The 16,530-nt window shown below is 72.2% G+C and carries 17 protein-coding genes and 1 pseudogene; 4 read left to right on the top strand and 14 right to left on the bottom strand.

The window, feature by feature from the left end; genetic code table 11:
• The first annotated feature begins 338 nt into the window (after positions 1-338).
• Complete coding sequence (locus ACIQWG_RS24230) at positions 339-1,199, top strand: SCO3374 family protein (RefSeq protein ID WP_404099294.1); 861 nt, start codon at positions 339-341, stop codon at positions 1,197-1,199.
• 18 nt (positions 1,200-1,217) lie between these two features.
• Here the strand turns inward: ACIQWG_RS24230 and ACIQWG_RS24225 are convergent, their stop codons facing one another.
• From ACIQWG_RS24225 to ACIQWG_RS24180, 10 genes are all read right to left on the bottom strand, one after another.
• On the bottom strand, positions 1,218-1,553 hold the full coding sequence (locus ACIQWG_RS24225) for an Lsr2 family protein (RefSeq protein ID WP_404099293.1): 336 nt from the start codon (positions 1,551-1,553) through the stop codon (positions 1,218-1,220).
• A gap of 258 nt (positions 1,554-1,811) precedes the next feature.
• A complete protein-coding gene (locus tag ACIQWG_RS24220; protein WP_404099290.1) occupies positions 1,812-2,375 on the bottom strand; it encodes an amino-acid N-acetyltransferase in 564 nt (187 codons plus the stop codon).
• A 9-nt stretch (positions 2,376-2,384) separates the two neighbouring features.
• Positions 2,385-2,855 (bottom strand): BlaI/MecI/CopY family transcriptional regulator, encoded by a 471-nt coding sequence (locus ACIQWG_RS24215; protein WP_404099288.1) that lies wholly within the window; start codon positions 2,853-2,855, stop codon positions 2,385-2,387.
• A gap of 191 nt (positions 2,856-3,046) precedes the next feature.
• On the bottom strand, positions 3,047-3,226 hold the full coding sequence (locus ACIQWG_RS24210) for a hypothetical protein (protein ID WP_404099286.1): 180 nt from the start codon (positions 3,224-3,226) through the stop codon (positions 3,047-3,049).
• Between the two features lie 70 nt (positions 3,227-3,296).
• Positions 3,297-3,917 (bottom strand): hypothetical protein, encoded by a 621-nt coding sequence (locus ACIQWG_RS24205; RefSeq protein WP_404099442.1) that lies wholly within the window; start codon positions 3,915-3,917, stop codon positions 3,297-3,299.
• Between the two features lie 314 nt (positions 3,918-4,231).
• The gene (locus tag ACIQWG_RS24200; protein ID WP_194042480.1) at positions 4,232-5,029 is read right to left on the bottom strand and encodes a type III pantothenate kinase; all 798 of its coding nucleotides are present in this window, start codon (positions 5,027-5,029) and stop codon (positions 4,232-4,234) included.
• Positions 5,030-5,037: 8 nt separating this feature from the next.
• Entirely contained in the window at positions 5,038-6,009 is a 972-nt protein-coding gene (gene nadC / locus ACIQWG_RS24195; protein WP_404099283.1) for a carboxylating nicotinate-nucleotide diphosphorylase, read from the bottom strand.
• A gap of 5 nt (positions 6,010-6,014) precedes the next feature.
• On the bottom strand, positions 6,015-7,724 hold the full coding sequence (locus ACIQWG_RS24190) for an L-aspartate oxidase (RefSeq protein WP_404099281.1): 1,710 nt from the start codon (positions 7,722-7,724) through the stop codon (positions 6,015-6,017).
• A complete protein-coding gene (gene panC / locus ACIQWG_RS24185) occupies positions 7,721-8,710 on the bottom strand; it encodes a pantoate--beta-alanine ligase (RefSeq protein WP_404099278.1) in 990 nt (329 codons plus the stop codon). Before panC ends, ACIQWG_RS24190 begins: the two co-directional genes overlap by 4 nt.
• Complete coding sequence (locus ACIQWG_RS24180; RefSeq protein ID WP_404099277.1) at positions 8,707-9,663, bottom strand: Rossmann-like and DUF2520 domain-containing protein; 957 nt, start codon at positions 9,661-9,663, stop codon at positions 8,707-8,709. The genes panC and ACIQWG_RS24180 overlap by 4 nt, the downstream gene beginning before the upstream one ends.
• A gap of 202 nt (positions 9,664-9,865) precedes the next feature.
• On the opposite strand from ACIQWG_RS24180, the gene ACIQWG_RS24175 reads away from it, so the two are divergent.
• Entirely contained in the window at positions 9,866-11,107 is a 1,242-nt protein-coding gene (locus ACIQWG_RS24175) for a threonine aldolase family protein (RefSeq protein WP_404099275.1), read from the top strand.
• A 55-nt stretch (positions 11,108-11,162) separates the two neighbouring features.
• On the opposite strand, the gene ACIQWG_RS24170 is transcribed toward ACIQWG_RS24175, so the two are convergent.
• Positions 11,163-11,378 (bottom strand): hypothetical protein, encoded by a 216-nt coding sequence (locus tag ACIQWG_RS24170; RefSeq protein WP_404099273.1) that lies wholly within the window; start codon positions 11,376-11,378, stop codon positions 11,163-11,165.
• A 236-nt stretch (positions 11,379-11,614) separates the two neighbouring features.
• On the opposite strand from ACIQWG_RS24170, the gene ACIQWG_RS24165 reads away from it, so the two are divergent.
• Positions 11,615-12,721: a DUF5937 family protein gene (locus ACIQWG_RS24165; protein ID WP_404099270.1), complete on the top strand. Its 1,107-nt coding sequence runs from the start codon at positions 11,615-11,617 to the stop codon at positions 12,719-12,721.
• 10 nt (positions 12,722-12,731) lie between these two features.
• Here ACIQWG_RS24165 and ACIQWG_RS24160 read toward each other — a convergent pair.
• The 3 genes and pseudogenes from ACIQWG_RS24160 to ACIQWG_RS24150 all read right to left on the bottom strand — a co-directional run bounded on the left by ACIQWG_RS24160 (position 12,732) and on the right by ACIQWG_RS24150 (position 15,398).
• Positions 12,732-13,362, bottom strand: a pseudogene (locus tag ACIQWG_RS24160) (ATP-binding protein).
• Positions 13,363-13,436: 74 nt separating this feature from the next.
• A complete protein-coding gene (locus tag ACIQWG_RS24155; RefSeq protein WP_404099268.1) occupies positions 13,437-14,108 on the bottom strand; it encodes a response regulator in 672 nt (223 codons plus the stop codon).
• Positions 14,109-14,183: 75 nt separating this feature from the next.
• Positions 14,184-15,398 carry a sensor histidine kinase gene (locus ACIQWG_RS24150; RefSeq protein ID WP_404099265.1) on the bottom strand — a complete coding sequence of 405 codons (1,215 nt, stop codon included), beginning with the start codon at positions 15,396-15,398 and terminating at the stop codon, positions 14,184-14,186.
• Positions 15,399-15,516: 118 nt separating this feature from the next.
• Here ACIQWG_RS24150 and ACIQWG_RS24145 point away from each other — a divergent pair, with 118 nt between their 5' ends.
• Positions 15,517-16,524, top strand: a complete 1,008-nt coding sequence (locus ACIQWG_RS24145; RefSeq protein ID WP_404099263.1) for an SAM-dependent methyltransferase — start codon at positions 15,517-15,519, stop codon at positions 16,522-16,524.
• The last annotated feature ends 6 nt before the right edge of the window (positions 16,525-16,530 follow it).

The raw sequence follows: 16,530 nt of genomic DNA, 5'->3' as shown, positions 1-16,530 counted from the left end.
CCAACTGCCGACACCGTCGATGGCCTCCTGACCCCGAACGCCGACATCTGCTCCAACCCGATGGTGCGAGACGATGTTCCCGCAGGCCAGGTGGTTACCCTCACCATCAGTACGCCGATGGCGAACGTGAGACCCACTGTCCTGCGTGTCGCCCCCTCCCACTAGGGATGTCTTACCCGCTGGGACTGACACTCCATGCCGCGCCCCCCGGTTCCCTCCGCTACGGGCGAACAACCTTGCGCCTCCCCGCACCCCCCGCACGCCCCTTTTTCGACACTCTGCGCATCCACTAGTACACCCAGCGTAACCTGCATGCTCTTTCGGCGGTTGCACTTGGCATGGTCGGCACCCGCCTCTCGATCACCGCGGATCTCACCGCGATCCCCCTCCCCCGTCGGCCGCTCGATCCGGGCGACCAGGTCCTCCGGTGGTACGAGAACGAACTGGGCTGGCCGGTGGTGCCCACCCGCCCCGGAACTCCGCCGAGTCTGCGCGTGGGCCGTTGCTTCGACGTCCTGGACGTGCCGGCCGAGGCGGGCCGCGCGGCGCTGCGCCATCTGAGGCCGGACTCCCCCGTGGCCGCCCAGGGCGACCGGATGCTGCTGCTCATGGCGGCGGGCAGCGCGGAGGAGGTGCCGGGGGTCCTGCTCTGGCTGGAGTGGGGGACGCTGCCCCTGGACCTGCGGGCGCTCGGCGAGGGCGACCTCATGGAGGCGCCGCTGCCGCCGAAGCAAGGTCCGGTGCTCACGGAACGCGGGCCGGTCGCGGGCCTACGGCTTCCGGAGGCGATCGGGGCGGCGGCGGTCGTACGGCCCCGCGCCGAGGATCCGGGTCGGGGCGGCTTCGTTCGGCATGGCGCCGAGGATCCGGGTCCGGCCGCGCCGCGGGGCTGTGCCGGGGCGGCTGTGCGGCGGCCCGTCGATTCCGGGGCCAGGGGGGTCGTACGGCGATCCGGGCTGCCGGGGATCGAGGCGGTGCGGCCGCTTCCCCTGGGGCGCTCCGGTGCCGTGCAGGGGGCCGCCGTGTGGTTGCGGCCCCCCGAGCCTGGGGGCGAGGTCGAGGCCTCGCTGCCGACGCTGTCGGCCCTCGGGGGCGGTGGGGGCGCCCCCGATCTCGTACGGGTTCTGGACACGGTGGCGACGCGGTGCCACCGCCTGGGGCTGCGTCGCGTGGGCGCACAGCCGTCGGGCTGTCCGTAGGGCGGACACCGGCCTGGATCAGGCGTGGGCGTCCTCGTAAGCCTTGCGGATGTTCGCCGGAACGCGGCCACGGTCGTTCACGTCGTAGCCGTTCTCCTTGGCCCACGCGCGAATCTGCGCGGTGTCCTGGCTGCCACCGGAAGCGGCGCGCGCCTTTCCGCGTCCACCCGAAGCGCGGCCTCCGGTGCGACGGCCACCCTTCACGTAAGGGTCGAGAAGGCCACGGAGCTTGTCCGCATTGGCAGTCGTGAGATCGATCTCGTACGTCTTACCGTCCAGCGCGAACGTCACGGTCTCGTCCGCCTCGCCGCCGTCGAGGTCGTCGACAAGAAGGACCTGAACCTTCTGTGCCACCGGATTTCCTTTCATCGAAACTTGAGGGCTGGGGGTCTGCGGCGTCCGCCGTTTCGCCGTCCCCTGTTATATGCAGTACTTCGGTACGTCGGAAAGCAAACCGCTTTTGCTGGAAAAACACAAACCCCCGAGAGAGACCCACAGGCAGACCGCAGTCCGGAAACATGCGCGTTTCGGACATAGGGCACCTGGGCAGCCCCTGTCGGACGGAATACGGTTGTGGATCCACGTTGTGGATCGTGGGTGGATGCCGCGCGATCACAGATGCAGAAGCATGCGCCTGTTGCCCAAGGTGTTCGGTTTCACTCGTTCGAGACCGAGGAACTCCGCGACGCCCTCGTCATAGGAACGCAGCAGCTCCGCGTAGACATCGGTGTCGACCGGCGTCTCGCCGATCTCGACGAAGCCGCGCTTGCTGAAGAAGTCCACTTCGAAGGTCAGACAGAAAACGCGTCGAACACCGAGCCAACGTGCGGTGTGCAGCAACTTCTCCAGCAACTGGTGACCGACGCCCGCGCCCTTCAGACCCGGCTTCACGGCGAGAGTGCGCACTTCCGCCAGGTCTTCCCACATCACGTGCAGGGCGCCGCAGCCGACGACCTCGCCGTTGTCGTCCCGTTCCGCCACCCAGAACTCCTGGATGTCCTCGTAAAGCGTCACCGTGGCTTTGTCGAGCAGGATGCGACGGCGGACGTACTCGTCAAGGAGACGACGCACCGCCGGGACATCGCCGGTGCGGGCCCGCCGGACGGTGATGGCATTTGCGGTGACTTCTGGGCTCTCCGCCGAGGGGGGCTCGGCCGAGTGGCTCTCTGCTGACATGAGCGGACGCTATCGCCCGTCGGGCGACTGTGCGGAGCCGGGGTTCTCGACCGTATTGGCGATGTCGCTATCGGTGCTGGTATCGCTGCTGCGGGTATCGGTGGTCGTATCCGTGCCGGCGGTATCGGGGCCGCCGGTATCGGTGCTCGTGGTTTCCGGGCCTTGGACGATGCGTACGGCGTCCGTCAGTGCTCGGCGCTGTTCCTCGCTCATCATGCCGAAGAAGGCGACGAGCGCGGCAGCGGGGTTGTCGCTCTGTGACCAGGCGTCGTTCATCAGGGCGGCGGCGTAGGCGGCCCGGGTGGAGACGGCCTCATATCGATAGGCCCGGCCTTCCGCTTCACGGCGGACCCAACCCTTCTGATGGAGATTGTCCAAAACGGTCATCACGGTGGTGTACGCGATGGACCGTTCCTGCTGGAGATCTTCCAGGACTTCTCGAACGGTCACCGGGCGGTTCCACTTCCACACCCGCGTCATGACCGCGTCTTCGAGTTCTCCCAATGGGCGAGGCACAGCTCAGCACAATAGTGGGAGAAGTGGGGGTTGGCGCCCCGGACGTGCACTTTCTCTGACAATTAGGAACAAAAAGGGCGTACGACTCGGAAAGTGAGTGGGCTCGAGTCGTACGCCGTGGAGTGCGGCCTCGATGGGGGCCGCGGTGGGGCCGGTCAGGCGTCGGGGTTCGCGGACGGGCGGCGGGAGCCCTCCACGCGCGCGAGGGCGGCGTCCACGGCCGCGTCCTCCTTGGCCTTGTTGGCTCCGCCCTGGGTCTTCACGATCACCCTGATCACGCCGACGAAGAAGACGGCCATGACGGCCGGCGGGAGGAGTGCGGAGACGTAGTCCATGCGTCAAGGGTAGCGACGGGGCCTTGGGCCCGGCGGAGCGGGGCGTGCGGGGCGGCGGGGTGGTGTCGGGTCAGCCTGCGGCGAGCTGCTGGGGTGGGCTCGGGGGAGGCTGGGTCGGGGGTTTGCGGCGCGGGAAGACCTCGCCCGGGGTGGGGATGGGGCGCGTCGGCTTCGGGGCGGCGGGGCCGTGGCTCGGTTTCGGGGCGGCCGGCTTTTCGGCGGGCTTCTTCCGGGGTGGCTTGGCGGGTTCCTCACCTGCGGCTTGGGCGGGGAGGTCGAGCGGGGTGCCGGCACGGCCTCCGGGGAGTGCCTGGAGGTGCGTGCGCGACGCCGGGATGGCCGGGTGGGAGTGGGCGAGGGAGCGGCAGCGGTGCAGGAGGGTGGCCGCGGTGGGGTTGCCGTGCAGGGCCCGGAGGGCGGCGAGGTCCTCGGAGGTCGGGGCGTAGCCGGCGCCTAGGGCCTCTTCGAGGAGGGTGAGGTAGCCGGCTGCGGTGCCGGGGAGGGCGGCGCGGTAGCGGGCGAGATCGGCCACCAGGAAGGCACGCATCCGGGCGCCCTCGCGCATCGCCTCGTCTAGCGATTCGGCGAGGCGAAGACAGTCCTGGACGTCTTCGGCCGAGGCGGGGCTGGGGTGAAGGGCACGGTCGAGGGCGCGGCGGAGCACACGCAGCTCCTCCACGCCGAACGCCATGCCGCCGCGGGATCCGTATGGCGTGGGCATGTGCCGACGATACGCGCTAATCAGACAAACGCGGCATATGGGACGGGGTGTGGCGTGGGGTGACACTCGGGTGGGGGCGGGTGGCGGGGGATGCCTGGAGGGGGATGTCTGCGGTGCGTTTCCGCGCCGGTCGGCATCTCTCAGCCCGTCCGGCGTTTGAGGACGAGGCCCCTTCAGGGCCGACGCGGGGGTCTGGGGGCCGCAGGTCCCCAGGGGAGCGCCCGCGTCGGCGCCGGGTGAGGCTCAGAGCGACGGCATCGACATCCGCAGGCCGAGCGACGGAGTCACATGCGGGAGACGTTGCGTTCGTAGACCAGGCGCAGGCCGATCAGGGTCAGCCACGGTTCGTGTTCGTCGATGACCGAGGACTCACCCAGGACCATGGGGGCCAGGCCGCCCGTCGCGATGACCGTGACGTCGTCGGGGTCGTCCGCCAGTTCGCGGGCCATGCGGTTGACCACGCCGTCGACCTGGCCCGCGAAGCCGTAGATGATGCCGGACTGCATGGCCTCGACCGTGTTCTTGCCGATCACGCTGCGGGGGCGGGCCACCTCGATCTTGCGGAGCTGGGCGCCGCGGACGCCGAGTGCCTCGACGGAGATCTCGATGCCGGGGGCGATGACGCCGCCGATGTACTCGCCGCGCGCGCTCACCGCGTCGAACGTCGTCGCCGTACCGAAGTCGACGACGATCGCGGGGCCGCCGTAGAGGTCGACCGCCGCGACCGCGTTGATGATGCGGTCGGCGCCGACCTCCTTGGGGTTGTCCGTGAGGATCGGTACGCCCGTCTTCACACCCGGTTCGACCAGGACCGCGGGGACGTCGCCGTAGTAGCGGCGGGTCACCTCGCGCAGTTCGTGCAGGACGGAGGGGACCGTCGCGCAGATGGCGATTCCGTCGATGCCGTCGCCCAGTTCGTCGCCGAGCAGCGGGTGCATGCCCATCAGGCCCTGGAGGAGGACCGCCAGTTCGTCGGCCGTGCGGCGGGCGTCCGTCGAGATGCGCCAGTGCTCGACGATGTCCTCGCCGTCGAAGAGGCCGAGGACGGTGTGGGTGTTGCCTACGTCGATCGTGAGGAGCATGCCCGTTCCTACTCCGCCGCTCGCAGGTCCAGGCCGATGTCCAGGATCGGCGAGGAGTGGGTGAGGGCCCCGACCGCCAGGTAGTCGACGCCGGTGTCGGCGTAGGCCTTGGCGTTGGCCAGGGTCAGGCGGCCCGATGCCTCCAGGGCGGCACGGCCGTCCACGATCGCCACCGCCTCCTCGCACTCACCGGGAGTGAAGTTGTCCAGGAGGATCAGGTCGGCGCCCGCGTCCACCACCTCGCGGAGCTGGTGGAGGGTGTCCACCTCGACCTCGATGGCGAGGTCGGGGAACGACTCACGGACGGCCTTGAAGGCCTGGGTCACGCCGCCCGCCGCCAGTACGTGGTTGTCCTTGACCAGGGCCGCGTCGGAGAGGGACATGCGGTGGTTCACGCCGCCTCCGCAGCGGACCGCGTACTTCTCCAGGGCGCGCAGGCCCGGCGTCGTCTTGCGGGTGTCGCGAACGCTCGCCCTGGTGCCTTCCAGTACGTCCGTCCACGCGCGCGTGGCCGTCGCGATGCCCGACAGGCGGCAGAGGATGTTCAGTGCGCTGCGTTCCGCGGTGAGCAGGTCACGGGTGCGGGTGGTGATCGACAGGAGCTTCTGGCCCTCCGACACCCGGTCGCCGTCCTCCACGTGGCGTTCCACCTCGAACTCGTCCTCGCAGACGATCGAGACCACCGCTTCGGCGATCCTGAGGCCCGCCACGACACCGGCCTCGCGTGCCACGAAGTCGGCCGTGGCGACCGCCTCTTCGGGGATCGTCGCGACCGTCGTCACGTCCACGCCGTGGGCCAGGTCCTCCTGGATGGCGACGTTCGCGATGTCCTCGACCTCGACCGGGTCGAGGCCGGCGTCCGCCAGGAGCTCGGCGAGCGCGGGGTCGAGGCCGCACTCCATGTACTCCGCCTCGGCACCGCAGCCGCAGTCGTCGCCGCAGCCGCCGTTCGAGGCGAGGGGAAGGTCGGGGGTGGTCACTGCTGTCACTGCTCCTGGGGCCGGGTCGGGGGGAAGTCTGCGGTGTCTGTGGTGTGCACGGCCAGCGTGCGGTCGGGGTTCAGGCGTACGACGATGTGGCGGCGCCAGGTCGCGTCGTCGCGGTCGGGCTCGTCCTCGCGCCAGTGGCAGCCGCGCGTCTCCTCGCGCAGCAGGGCCGCGGCGACCAGGACGCGGGCCACGCACAGGAGGTTGGTGGCCTCCCAGGTGTCGACGCCGGGTTCGGCCGTCTTGCCGTTCTCGGTGAGGGCGTCGCGGGCCTCGGTGCGCAGCCGCTGGAGCTGGTCGGCGGCCTGGGCGAGGGAGTCCGCGGAGCGCAGGACACCGGCCCCGATCGTCATGATCCGCTGGATCGCGAAGCGGGCCTCGGGCGCGAGCAGGGGGTGCTCGGGGGTCTCGGGATGCGGCACCGGCTGCGGCACGCGCGCGTGGAGGTCGTCGGACGCCTGGGACGCCGTGATGTCCTCCACGATGCGCTCGGCGTAGACCAGGCCTTCGAGGAGTGAGTTGGAGGCCAGCCGGTTGGCGCCGTGCACGCCGGTGCAGGCGACCTCGCCGCACGCGTACAGACCGGGGACCGTCGTACGGCCCATGGAGTCGGTGCGGACGCCGCCGGAGGCGTAGTGGGCGGCCGGGGCGATCGGGATGGGCGTGGTGACCGGGTCGATGCCGTTCGCGCGGCACGCCGCGAGGATCGTCGGGAAGCGGTGCTCCCACATCTCGGCGCCGAAGTGGCGCGCGTCGAGGAACATGTGCTCGGCGTCCTGCTCCTGCATGCGCCGCATGATGCCCTTGGCGACGATGTCCCGGGGGGCGAGTTCGGCGAGTTCGTGTCGGCCGACCATGAAGCGGACGCCGTCGGCGTCGACCAGGTGGGCGCCCTCGCCGCGGACCGCCTCGGAGACCAGGGGCTGCTGGCCCTCCGCCTCCGAGCCGAGGAACAGGACCGTGGGGTGGAACTGGACGAATTCGAGATCGCTGACCTCGGCGCCCGCGCGGAGCGCGAGGGCCACGCCGTCGCCCGTGGACACGGACGGGTTCGTCGTCGCCGAGAAGACCTGGCCCATGCCGCCGGTCGCCAGGACCACCGCGGGGGCGTGGACCGCTCCCACGCCGTCGTGCTGGCCCTCGCCCATGACGTGCAGGGTGACGCCCGCGGTACGCCCTTCGGCGTCCGTGAGGAGGTCCAGGACCAGCGCGTTCTCGATCGTGCGCAGGCCACGCGCGTGTACCGCCTCGACCAGGGCGCGGGAGATCTCCGCGCCGGTCGCGTCGCCGCCGGCGTGGGCGATACGGCGGCGATGGTGGCCGCCCTCGCGGGCGAGCGCGAGTTCCCCTTCGGAGGACTCGTCGAAGTGGGCGCCGGTCTCGATGAGGCGGCGTACGGCGTCGGGGCCCTCGGTGACGAGGATGCGGACCGCTCCCTCGTCGCACAGGCCCGCGCCCGCGACCAGCGTGTCGTCCAGGTGCTGTTCTGGGGTGTCGCCCTCGCCCAGGGCCGCGGCGATGCCGCCCTGGGCCCAGCGGGTGGAGCCGTCGTCGAGGCGGGCCTTGGTGACGACGACCGTCGTCAGGCCGGCGGCCTCGCAGCGCAGGGCGGCCGTGAGGCCGGCGACACCGGAGCCGACGACCACGACGTCGGCGGCGATGGACCACCCGGGCGCGGGCGCGTGCAGTCTTATGCCTGTGGTGCTCACGAGGCGGCTCCGAAGGTGAGGGGAATGTTGTCGATCAGCCGGGTCGTCCCGACCCGGGCGGCGACGGCGAGGACGGCCTCGCCGGTGAAGTCGTCCCCGATCTCGGTGAAGTCGGAGGGGTCGACGAGGGCGAGGTAGTCCAGTTCGAGGGGCGGGTCGAGCCGGACCGCCTCGTCGAGGACCAGGCGGGCGGCGGCGCGGACGGCCGCGGCGCTGCCGGGGACGGCCTTGGCGACGGCGTGCGCGTCGGCCGCCGCGCGGGACTCGCCTATGGCGCTGAGCGCCTCCGCACGCGCGCGCGAGGCGGGCACTTCGCGGGCCCGCGCGCGCAGCGCCTCCTGGGCGGCGTGCCGGTCGCGGCCGGCGAACAGCGCCTGGGAGAGCGCGAGCGCGGTGCGGCGCTCCTTGGGCGAGAGGTAGCGGTTGCGGCTGGACAGGGCGAGGCCGTCCTCCTCGCGCACGGTCGGGACGCCGATGACCTCCACGCCGAAGTTCAGGTCGCGTGCCATCCGGCGGATCAGGGCGAGCTGCTGGGCGTCCTTCTGGCCGTACAGGGCGACATCGGGGCGGGTGAGGTGGAGCAGCTTGGCGACCACGGTGAGCACGCCGTCGAAGTGGCCGGGGCGCGAGGCGCCTTCCAGGCGCTCGCCCATGGGGCCGGCGCTGACCCGGACCTGGGGTTCGCCGCCCGGGTAGACCTCGTCGACGGCCGGGGCGAACACGGCGTCCGCGCCCCCCGCTTCGGCGATCTTGAGGTCGGCCTCCAGGGTCCGCGGGTAGCGGTCGAGGTCCTCGCCCTGGCCGAACTGCAAGGGGTTCACGAAGACCGTGACGACGACCTCGCCGTCCGGTCCGGCGATCCCGCGCGCGGTGCGGATCAGGGTCGCGTGGCCCTCGTGCAGGGCGCCCATGGTCATCACGACGGCACGACGGCCGGCACGCGCGCGTGCGTGCAGTTCGGCGGCGGTACGCAGCAGGGCGGTCATCGGGCGTCTCCCTCGGCGCCAGGGGCCCCGTCAGTCCCGTCGGGTCCGGCGCCTCCGTCGGCGAGTACCCCGAGGAGGTCCTCGGCGAGTTCCGGCTTGAGCAGGCCGTGGGCGAGCGCCCGGTCGGCGGTCGCGCGGGCCATCGCCAGATAGCCGGCGACGGCCTGCGGGGCGTGCCTGCGCAGCTCGGTGACGTGCGCGGCGACGGTGCCCGCGTCCCCGCGCGCGACGGGGCCGGTCAGGGCCGCGTCGCCGGAGCGCAGGGCGTTGTCGAGGGCGGCGCCGAGCAAGGGGCCGAGCATCCGGTCGGGGGCCGCGACGCCCGCCTCGCGCAGCAGCTCCATGGACTGGGCGACGAGGGTCACCAGGTGGTTGGCGCCCAGTGCGAGGGCCGCGTGGTACAGCGGGCGCATGTCCTCGGCGACCCACTCGGGCTCGCCGCCCATCTCGATGACGAGGGCCTCGGCGGCCAGCCGCAGCTCGTCGGGCGCGGTGACGCCGAAGGAGCAGCCCGCGAGGCGCTGTACGTCCACGGGAGTACCGGTGAAGGTCATCGCCGGGTGCAGGGCGAGGGGCAGCGCGCCCACGCGCAGGGCGGGTTCCAGGACCTTCGCGCCGTACCGTCCGGAGGTGTGCACCAGCAGCTGTCCCGGCCGTACGGCCCCGGTCTCGGCCAGGCCCTCGACCAGGCCGGGCAGGGTGTCGTCGGGGACGGTGAGCAGGACGAGCTCGGCGCGCGCGAGGACTTCGGCGGGCGGTACGAGCGGTACGCCGGGGAGCAGGTGCTCGGCACGTCGCCGGGAGTCGTCGGAGACCCCGGACACGGCCACCGGGCGGTGCCCGGCGAGCTGGAGGGACGCGGCGAGCGCGGGGCCCACGCGCCCGGCGCCCACGACACCGACGGTGAGCCGCGCGGGGCGGTCCTTGGGATCTGGCTGTTGGCTTGTACTCACGCGAAGGCGGCCTTCCCGTTCCAGTCCGCTCGGGGTACCGGACGATTTCTCGTCATGTTAACGCGATTGGTTCGAGAGGCGTTCGGTTGTCCACAGGCTGTGGTTGTCCACAGGCTGTGGGTTTCGCCACGCCCCTCGCGCGCGAGTGGCGGGCCGGAAATACGGGTGCCCGCGGGATCGCGCCCACGGGATGATCCGAGCCATGAGCGATACGGCGGAACAGAGCGGTACGGCGGAAAAGGGCGATACGGCGGAACACGGCGAGCAGCAATTGTCGGACGAGGGGTTGTCGGAGGACGAGCGGCGCAAGCGGCGCCGTGAACGGCGCATCGCCGCCTACCGCAGCGCGCGGCGGGTGCTCGCGCGCCCCGGCTTCCTGGGCACCCTGCGCGAGCGCCTGGCGTTGCTGGACGAGGCGCGCGCACTGGACCTGCACGACCTCGACGAGTCGGCGGACGCTTATGGCGACGGCATCGTCGAGGCCCTGGAGGAGAAGACCGCCGGGCTGCTCGGCAAGGAGGCCGCCGCGTTCTTCCCGACGGGCACCATGGCCCAGCAGGTGGCCCTGCGCTGCTGGGCGGGCCGCACCGGGAACCCGACCGTCGCCCTGCACGCGCTCGCCCACCCCGAGGTGCACGAGAGGAACGCGTTCAGCCAGGTCGGCGGCCTGCGCCCGGTCCGTGTGACGAGCGAGCCACGGCTGCCGACCGCCGCCGAGGTACGTGACTTCGACGAGCCCTTCGGGGCGCTGATGCTCGAACTGCCCCTTCGGGACGCCGGTTTCGTACTGCCGACGTGGGAGGAGCTCACGGCGGTGGTGGAGGCGGCGCGGGAGCGCGAGGCGGTGGTGCACTTCGACGGCGCGCGCCTGTGGGAGTCCACCGTCCACCTCGGCCGCCCGCTGAAGGAGATCGCGGACCTGGCGGACAGCGTGTACGTGTCGTTCTACAAGTCCCTCGACGGCTTCGGCGGCGCCGCACTCGCCGGTCCGAAGACGCTGGTGGAGGAGGCGAAGGCCTGGCGGCACCGCTACGGCGGAACGATCTTCCAGCAGTTCCCGACCGCCCTGTCGGCCCTCGCCGGCCTGCGCCGGGAGCTGCCCCGGCTGCCGGAGTACGTCCACCACGCGCGCGTGGTGGCCGCCGCGCTGCGCGAGGGGTTCGCGGCGAGCGGGGTGCCCTGGACCCGCATCCACCCGGACCCGCCGCACACCAACGAGTTCCAGGTCTGGCTGCCCTATGACGCGGACACCCTCGCGGAGGCCGCGACCCGTCAGGCCGAGGAGACGAAGACGGTCCTGTTCGCCCACGGCTGGGAGGCCAGGGGGCCGGGTATGGCCTACACCGAGGTCTACGTACGGGCCGCCGCCCTGGAGTGGACGCCCGACGACGTGCGGGAGGCCGTCGCCGACTTCGTGGCGCGGCTGGCCGACGTCAGCCGGTAGCCAGTAGGTGGAGCGGGGCCGCCGACGTCAGCAGGTGGAGCGCGGCCGGCCGACGTCAGCATGTGGAACGCGGCCGCGGGCGCAGCCACCGCCCCAGTGCCTCCCGCAGCCGCCCGCGGGCCGGACGGCCGGCGACCACGGCACGGAACCGGCGGTAGTCGCGGAACTCGCGCACGACCTGCCAGTCGTGGCGCCCCGGCGCCGGCGGGGGCGCCTCGCCGAGCTGGCGGGCACGGTGGCTGTCGAGGAGGTACTGCTGCGTGATGCTCATGATCGATCGCCTTCTCGGGACGTGACAGGGGCCGTGCCGGTGTTCCCGGGCCACCCCGGTGCTCGCAGGCCGCCCCGGTCCTCCCAGCCCGGCCCGGTGCTCCCAGGCCGCCCCGGTCCTCCCAGCCCGGCCCGGTGCTCCCAGGCTGCGCCGGTCACGGCGGCGGCGTCGCGTCGATTGACGGGCGCCGTCAATCGACGGCCGCGTTGTCAGTGGCGGGGTGCACCATGAAGGACATGAGCGTGACCATCGACATCGCGGGGCTGCGGCCGGAAGGGCTCGCCGTCGTGCCCTCACCCCTGGCCGAGCTCGGCATGGCGCTGCACGCGCTGTCGGAGCCGGGACACCACCCGGGCCTTCAGGGCTGGGTGACGGGTGTCACGGCCCGGCTGGACTCCCACCTGGCCGACCGGATGTGCGAGGCCGACTTTCTGTGGCGGACCACGTTCTCCGACCTGTTCATGCCCTTCGCCGGGATCCCGGGCCGCAGCACTCTCCCGGGTGCCACGCTGGCGGAGGATCTGGACCTGCTGGACAAGCTGACGGACGAGCAGTTCGTGGACGCCGCCCTGGAGTTCACCTGCGCGCTGCCCTACAGCGCACCCGGGCCCGGCGCGCTCTGCGACCCCGGGGTGCGGCAGCGCGCGCTGGACTTCGCCGCCGCGCGCGGGCCGCAGCAGCTGCGGTTCAGTGAGCGGCTGCTCGTCGATCCGCCGCGGATCAGGGCCTGGCTGCGGCAGTTCCTCCAGGACTGCGACGAGGCGTTCTTCGCGGATGCCTGGTCCCGGCTGCGCCACCAGCTCGCCTCGGACGCCCGTCACAAGACGGACCTCGTGCGGCACAAGGGCCTCGCGGACGCGCTGGCCGCGGTCTCCCCGGCGGTGACGCTCGACGAGGCCGCCGCGCGGATCACGGTCGACAAGCTGGGCAAGGCCCATACGGCCGTGGGGGACGGCGGCCTCCTCCTCGTCCCGACCAGCCTGGGCTGGCCCCACCTGACGGTCCTGCATCGCTACGCCTGGCAGCCGGTGCTGCACTACCCGGTCGGCTCCCCCGAGCCGGCCGACCCGCCCAGGGTCGAGCAGCTGGCCCTGCGGATGACGGCGCTCTCCCACCCCGTACGGATGCGCATCTGCCGCAACCTCGCCCGCGGCACGTACACCACGGGCGAGCTGGCGCAGGTGCACGGCATGACGGCACCGGAGATATCCCGGCACCTGAGCGTCCTGAAGAAGGCGGGCCTGCTCACCACCCGCCGCCGCGGGCGGTACGTCCTGCACCAGCTGGACGTGACGGTCGTGGCCCGGCTGGGCAGCGACTTCCTGGAGGGCATCCTGCGCTGAGCGCCCCGGCTCAGTCGAAGCGGATGTGCCGGACACCGACCCGCGCCTGCCGCAGCCGCGTCCGCAGCACGCCCTCGTCATTGGGCCGCAGCCGCAGCCCGGAGAGGACGGCGATGCGGTCGGCCGTCCTCGGCACGGTCGAGTGGTCCGTCCACAGCTGCTCGGCGAACTCCGGCCCCCGCAACCGCTCCAGGCAGTGGTCGAGCTGCTGGACGGCCCAGCTCTCCCGCCGCAGCCCGGCGTTCTTTCCGGCGACGTGCCGAAGGAGGTGTCCGAAGCCGCGCTCACGCAGCCGCCTCAGGACGGTCTCGCGTTCGGCGAGGAGCGTGAAGTGCCGTACGTCATGACCGAGTTCGCCCAGCCGTCCGACCGTCTCGGTGAAGTAGCCGGAGTGCGTGACCGTCATGGGGACGATCACCACGCCGTCCTGCCGCGTGAGGGCGAGGTCGAGGACCTCGACGACGCCCTGCCGCCAAGCCGCCAAGTCCTGGAAATCGCCGCGCAGTTCGGGCGGGAGCATGCGCCGCAGGCCGAAACCGGCGTGCTCCGGATCGCAGACCACGCTGCCGGGCAGCCGGCGCTGGATCTCGTACGGTCTGTGTCTTGCCGCCCCCGAAGGGGCCGTTGATCCACAGGAGCATGCGCAGACCCTAGTGCCCGGGCCGCAAGCGCGCCGCGCCCCCGCGGCCTCCGCCTCGGCCTCAGCCTCCCGGGCTCAGCCGTGCCCGCCGGCCCGCACCAGCCCCGTCTCATAGGCCAGCACCACCACCTGCACCCGGTCCCGGAGCCCCAGCTTGGTCAGGATGCGGCCGACGTGGGTCTTCACCGTCGCCTCGGACAGCACCAGCCGGGCGGCGATCTCGCCGTTGGACAGGCCCTGCGCGACCAGCACCATGACCTCACGCTCCCGGTCGGTGAGCCGCTCCAGCTCCTTGTGCTGGGGCTTGCTGCCGCTGGAGGGCAGCATGGGTGCGAACCGGTCGAGCAGGCGCCGGGTCGTCGACGGGGCGACCACCGCGTCGCCGCTGTGCACCGCGCGGATGGCGCCGAGCAGTTCGGCGGGCGGCACGTCCTTGAGCATGAAGCCGGAGGCGCCCGCCTTCAGCCCGGAGAAGGCGTACTCGTCGAGGTCGAACGTGGTCAGGATCAGCACCTTGGGCGGCTCGGGCTCGGAGCAGATGCGGCGGGTGGTCTCCACGCCGTCCAGCTTCGGCATGCGCACATCCATCAGCACCACGTCGACGGAGGTCGAGCGCAGCACCTGGAGGGCCTCGACGCCGTCGCCCGCCTCCGCAACGACCTCCATGTCCGGCTGTGCGGCGAGCACCATCCGGAACCCGGTGCGCAGCAGCACCTGGTCGTCGACGAGCATCACGCGGATCGCCATCGGGGTCCTCTTCCGTGTCTTTCGTATCCGTCTACAGGGCCGTTACAGGTGTCAATCAGGGGCATGGCTGAGAGGTCAGTGTGCTGGCTTGAGCGGCAGCAGCGCACTGATGCGGAATCCTCCGCCCGGACGCGGCCCCGCGTCCAGCGTGCCGCCGACCATGCCGACCCGTTCGCGCATCCCGATCAGGCCGTGCCCGCTGCCGTCGGCGCCGCCGTCCTCGTACAGCTCGTGCGGGGCGCCCTTGCCGTCGTCCTCGACGAGCAGGCCGAGCCCGTCGTCGAAGTAGACCAGGCGCACGCTGGCGCCCGCGTTCGGGCCACCGTGCTTGCGCGTGTTGGTGAGCGCCTCCTGCACGATGCGGTACGCCGTCAGCTCGACGCCGCTGGGCAGCGGGCGCGGCGTGCCCTCGACCTTGAAGTCGACCGGCAGGCCGGAGGTGCGGCACTGCTGGATGAGCTCGTCGATCTGCTCGACGTCGGGCTGGGGGACGTATTCGCCGGTCTCCTGGTGCTCGCCGGTGCGCAGCACGCCGAGCAGCCGACGCATCTCGGCGAGGGCCTGGCGGCCGGTGGAGGAGATCGTCTCCAGGGCCTTCTTGGCCTGGTCCGGGGCGGCGTCCAAGACGTAGGCGGCGCCGTCGGCCTGGACCACCATCACGGAGACGTTGTGCGCGACCACGTCGTGCAGCTCGCGTGCGATCCGGGCGCGTTCGGCGGCGACCGCGACCTTGGACTGCGCCTCGCGCTCCTTTTCGAGCCGGGTCGCGCGCTCCTCCAACTGCTCGTAGTAGGCGCGACGAGTGCGGATGGAGTCGCCGAGCACCCAGGCGAGCGCGAAGGGCACCGTCATGAAGATCATCAGGGCGATGTTGCCGAGGACGCTGGAGTCCTCCTCCGGCCAGCGCAGCTGTGCCAGGGGCGCCGCGCCCAGGCCCACGCCCAGCGCGAGCCAGGAGGCCCAGCGGGCGCCGCTCACGGCGACGGTGTAGGTGATCACCAGGAAGGCGAAGTTGGCGAGCGTGGTCGACACGTCCAGCGCCAGCTGCAACACCCCCACCGCGATGGCCAGCAGCAGCATCTTCTCCGGCATACGCCGGCGCAGCGCGATCACCAGGGACAACAGGAGGATCACCGAGAGCATGGCCGCCTCGGAGTCGGTGCCCGGAAGATCCTGTCCGGCCTCCTCCCGGACGGCCACGCCCACCACAGAGATCCCGAGCACGAGGACGGCCCAGAAGCTGTCGACCCATGTCGGGTGCCTGCGGATGAAGTCGTAGAGGCGCTGCACGTAACCCAGCGTAGGGAAGCGAGATGTGTGCAGGGGTCAACCGGAGGGCCGATCCGCAGTACGTGCGCGTACTCCCCAAGGTGGAGGCGTCGTTCCCCTGTGCGCCTAACCTGGGCCGGTGACAGCGGAGAGGGCGGGCGAGTGGCACGGGTGGCGCGCGGCGGCGGAGGCCGCCCTCTACGGGCCTGACGGCTTCTACCGCCGCCCCGAGGGCCCGGCCGGCCACTTCCGTACGTCCGTCCACGCCTCGCCGCTCTTCGCCGTCGCCGTGGCCCGGCTGCTGTGCCGGGTCGACGAGGCCCTGGGCCGGCCGGACCCCCTCGGCTTCGTCGACATGGCGGCGGGCCGCGGCGAACTGGTCACCGGCGTCCTGGCCGCCCTGCCGGCCGAGGTGGCGGCCCGCACGCGCGCGTACGCCGTCGAGATCGCCGGCCGCCCGGAGGCCCTGGATCACCGGATCGAGTGGCTGCCCGAACCGCCGCCCGGGATCACGGGCCTGCTGTTCGCCAACGAGTGGCTGGACAACGTCCCCGTCGAGGTCGCCCAGGCGGACGCCAGGGGCGTACCGCGCCGGGTCCTCGTACGACGTGACGGCACCGAACGTCTCGGGGAGCCGGTGGCGGGGCCGCAGGCGCGGTGGCTCGCGCGGTGGTGGCCGCTGGCGGGCGGCGCCGAAGGCACCCGGGCCGAGATCGGCCTGCCGCGGGACGAGGCGTGGGCCGCCGCGGCCGGCACGCTGGACCGGGGTCTCGCGGTCGCCGTGGACTACGCGCACACGGCCGCGCACCGACCGCCCTTCGGCACCCTCACCGGCTTCCGGGAAGGCCGCGAGACGGCACCCGTCCCGGACGGTTCGTGCGACCTGACGGCACATGTGGCGCTCGACGCGTGCGCGCTGCCGGGGGCGCGTCTCATGTCCCAGCGCGATGCCCTGCGCGGCCTGGGCATCACGGGCGCACGCCCCCCGCTCGAACTGGCCTCGACCCGCCCCGCCGAGTACGTGCGAGCCCTCGCGAGCGCCGGCGAGGCGGCCGAGCTGACGGCGACGGGCGGCCTGGGGGACTTCGGCTGGCTGATGCAGTCGGTTGGAATTCCCGACGTGCTGCCGGACGTACTGACTGAGTAGTCGGTT

Source organism: Streptomyces sp. NPDC098781, from assembly GCF_044759995.1.
GTDB lineage: Bacteria > Actinomycetota > Actinomycetes > Streptomycetales > Streptomycetaceae > Streptomyces.
This window is presented reverse-complemented; position numbering and strand designations above follow the sequence as displayed.